Below are 3,237 nucleotides of genomic sequence, written 5' to 3'. Positions count from 1 at the left end.
CGATTGCTGTCTGCTAGAGAGCAGTACCAGTGAAGAATATAGCAAATGCTTGTGTAATTGGAATGATATCGCCGCCTTTATTTTATTGTAAAAAATGCATCACTTCATGTAATCTTGCGCAAATCTGCCTGCCGTAAAAAGTCGAATCAGAAATACAAATATCCATACAAGGCCGTGCTCAAGGTAAATGGCGGCCGTTATGTGAGGCGGCCGGTCATGCAAGTTTGATCGTGCCTGCCAGCTATCGTCAGGGCAGGGAAAACTGGTGCATCGGTTTGTCGTCCGGTGCATTTCATCAGATGCTGGATACAAGGGGAGAAGGCATGTCGAATATTGCTGGAAAAGCGTATGCCATGAATGTGATCACGCCGATACGCTGGTATATGACGTGGATTAACAAGCTCATTTTCTGGGTCGCGCTGAAAAAGCCGGCCACGCTCAGGGGCTTGATCACGCTGTCGCTGATTCACTATGCGCGCTGGGTCATCATAGGCAAGAACCAGTTTCCGCATCTTGACGAGCGGCAGCCCAGGGAAAAGCTGCATTATGCCTATATGCTGTTTTTCAGTAATTTCAACGGTAGCTGGGCGCAGTATGTGGATTCATTTACCTTCGCGATTCCGAGCGGTCTGGATCTGTTCTGGAAATGGAATATTCGTTATCCGAAATCGGTGCCGCTGACGCCTTTCCACTCGTACATCCAGTTCAACCAGATTCAAACCGATCACTATTACAACGCCTATCCGATGGCGGCGGCCAACGATGTAAAGGCAGCGCAAAAACTGAAAGCGGCGCTGCTCGATTTCGACCGGCAGTTTCACGCTGTCACTCCCGATCAATTTTTCAAGCAGTATCAGGCCTTGCTGCGCACCTTGCAACACGATCTGGGCGATATGGCGCCGACACCTATCGTCAGCCTGGCCGATCAGGCAAGGGGAGATTGAGGATGGCGAATGTCAGCAACAAGGCGTATGCACTGACTTGTCTGTCGCCGATACAGAAAGGCCATCTTGGCGGCACTGCCTACAGCGATGAAGTGCGGCGCCGGTTGCAAAATTGGGGAGTAAACGAACAGAGTCCGATGGCCAGGGTGCCGCAAACCTATTTGTGTCGCTACTTCGTACTCGACGATGTGTATTACGAATCCTTGCCGGGTACGGATTTCGGCGGTACCTGGTACGACATCCTGGCGATCTTTTCCGATCGCTTCCGGCGTGCGGCCTTGCCGAAGGAAGATCATCTGCAGTCCAAATATCTGGTCTGGTGCTGCAATATTCATGGCGATCCGGATACCTATCTGCGCGGCATGTGGGCGGCGATCGGCGACGACATCCGGCAACTATGGGAATTCTGCTACGGCTTCGAGCGAGTACACGACGCCGACAGCTTTGTTGCCTATATCAGGAAATGTCAGTTGAGTGCTGCACTGTTTTTCGTCGGCTCGAACGATGAAGCGCTGCCGGAACAATTGAAGGGACTGTATCTGAAACAGGAATTCTCGCGCTTCGTCAGCGAACATCAGGGCTGGCCGGCAGCACAATTGCAGCAGGCGTATCAGGCATTCGTGCAACGTGTCGAGCCGGCGAATCTGGCGGGGCCGAGCTGGCTGCCGGGGCAATCCGGTCTGCAAAAACAATAAAGGATATTGCCGTGAAAAAAATTCTGGATTTGATGGATATCCAGGGCAATGTGATTCGTGCCTATGGTCGCTACAACTTTCCTTTTGCACGCTACATTTTTTTGAATATTCGCGATGGTGCGCGCGGCCGCGAATTCGTGCGTGCGGTGACTGAACAGGTGACGACGGCAGTGAATTGGGGTGAAGGACCGAATCCGATTGAAAAGCCGCTAGTGACCACCAACATCGCCTTTACCTATCCGGGTCTCAAGGTGCTCGAATTGCCGCGTGCATCGCTGATCGGTTTTCCGATGGAATTCGTAATGGGCATGAAAAAGCGTGTGGATATCCTCGGCGACGACAAACGCAGCGCACCTGAATACTGGGATCCGATCTGGAAAGAAAGCCGGGAGCGCGATTTCCACAAGGACGTGCATGTATGGGTTTCGATCAACGGACAATCGCTGGCCGATGTGCACAGGCAATACGAATGGTTGCAGGGCTTGGTGATTCATAGTGCAGGCGGGGTGGCGATCCTGTCCGGCCATCGTGGCGATGATGGTAATGAACATTTGCCGTTTCAGGATGTGCACGCCGTGTTTGAAAACGGCAGGGCGACCAGCAAGGAACATTTCGGTTATACCGACGGCATAGGCGATCCGGTATTTGAAGGTTTGCCCGGCAGGCCGGAGCGCGTGCTTGGGCGCGGCAAGCAGATCAAGGGCGGGCAGTGGGCGCCGCTGGCGACCGGTGAATTCATTCTTGGCCATCGCGACGAAGCGGAAGAATATCCGATTGCACCGGCGCCGCAACTGTTGTCGCGCAACGGTACTTTCATGGTGTATCGCAAGCTGCATGAAAACGTGGGCAGCTTTAATGCCTACCTCGAACAGGAAGGCAGCAAGTACCCGGGCGGCAAGGAGTTACTGGCAGCGAAATTCGTCGGCCGCTGGCGCGACAACGGCGCACCGCTGGTATCGGCGCCGGATGCCGGCAGCAAGGCGGAGTGGGATGCCAGATTCAGTCAGGCGACGCCGCAGGAGCGTGACAGGATGCTGAGCGGATTTACCTTCGATAACGATATGCATGGTGCCAAATGCCCGTTCAGCGCGCATCTGCGCCGTATCAATCCGCGAGCTTCGCTGGAACTGACGCCCAGGGCTTTCGATACGCCAGGTGCGCTATCGAATCGTCGCCGCGTGATACGGCGCGGCTTGCCATATGGTGAAGTCAGGGATGCCACGCGCGACGATGGTAATCACGGCATTGTAATCATGATGCTCAACGCCAGCATCAACCGGCAGTTTGAATTTGTGCAACAGCAGTGGATCAACTACGGCAACGATTTCAAGGCCGCGAACGACAAGGAAATCATCCTCGGCAATCATGGTGATGAGTATCCGAGCAAGGCCGTGCTGCCGGTCGAACCGGACAGCGACGAGGCACCATTTTTCCTGAACCGGATTCCGCGTCTGGTGGAAACGCGCGGCGGCGATTACTTTTTCATTCCGAGCATGACGGCATTGCGCATGATTGCAAAGGGCATAGTCGATCCGACCTGAACATGCGCATACGACATTCATCCCGCTGAAGTCATGAACATTTTCAGAGCCAGTCCA

The 3,237-nt window shown here is 54.1% G+C and carries 3 protein-coding genes; all 3 read left to right on the top strand.

Translation table 11 applies throughout. The features are described from left to right. The first annotated feature begins 230 nt into the window (after positions 1-230). Genes ABWP27_RS12625 through ABWP27_RS12615 form a run of 3 tightly spaced genes read left to right on the top strand, consistent with a single transcriptional unit; the run spans position 231 to position 3,180 of the window. Positions 231-944: a hypothetical protein gene (locus tag ABWP27_RS12625; protein ID WP_353157425.1), complete on the top strand. Its 714-nt coding sequence runs from the start codon at positions 231-233 to the stop codon at positions 942-944. Between the two features lie 2 nt (positions 945-946). Beyond that, positions 947-1,639: a hypothetical protein gene (locus tag ABWP27_RS12620; protein ID WP_353157422.1), complete on the top strand. Its 693-nt coding sequence runs from the start codon at positions 947-949 to the stop codon at positions 1,637-1,639. 11 nt (positions 1,640-1,650) lie between these two features. Further along, complete coding sequence (locus ABWP27_RS12615; protein WP_353157419.1) at positions 1,651-3,180, top strand: Dyp-type peroxidase; 1,530 nt, start codon at positions 1,651-1,653, stop codon at positions 3,178-3,180. Positions 3,181-3,237: the final 57 nt, after the last annotated feature.

The organism is Herminiimonas fonticola (assembly GCF_040395855.1).
In the GTDB taxonomy this organism is placed as follows: domain Bacteria; phylum Pseudomonadota; class Gammaproteobacteria; order Burkholderiales; family Burkholderiaceae_D; genus Oxalicibacterium; species Oxalicibacterium fonticola_A.
Note: the sequence above shows the minus strand (reverse complement) of the source record. Positions and strands in the feature narration are given on the sequence as shown.

Coding starts and splice junctions, on each gene's coding strand:
- ABWP27_RS12620 (WP_353157422.1), top strand. CDS start 947: ATGGCGAATGTCAGCAACAAGGCGTATGCACTGACTTGTCTGTCGCCG.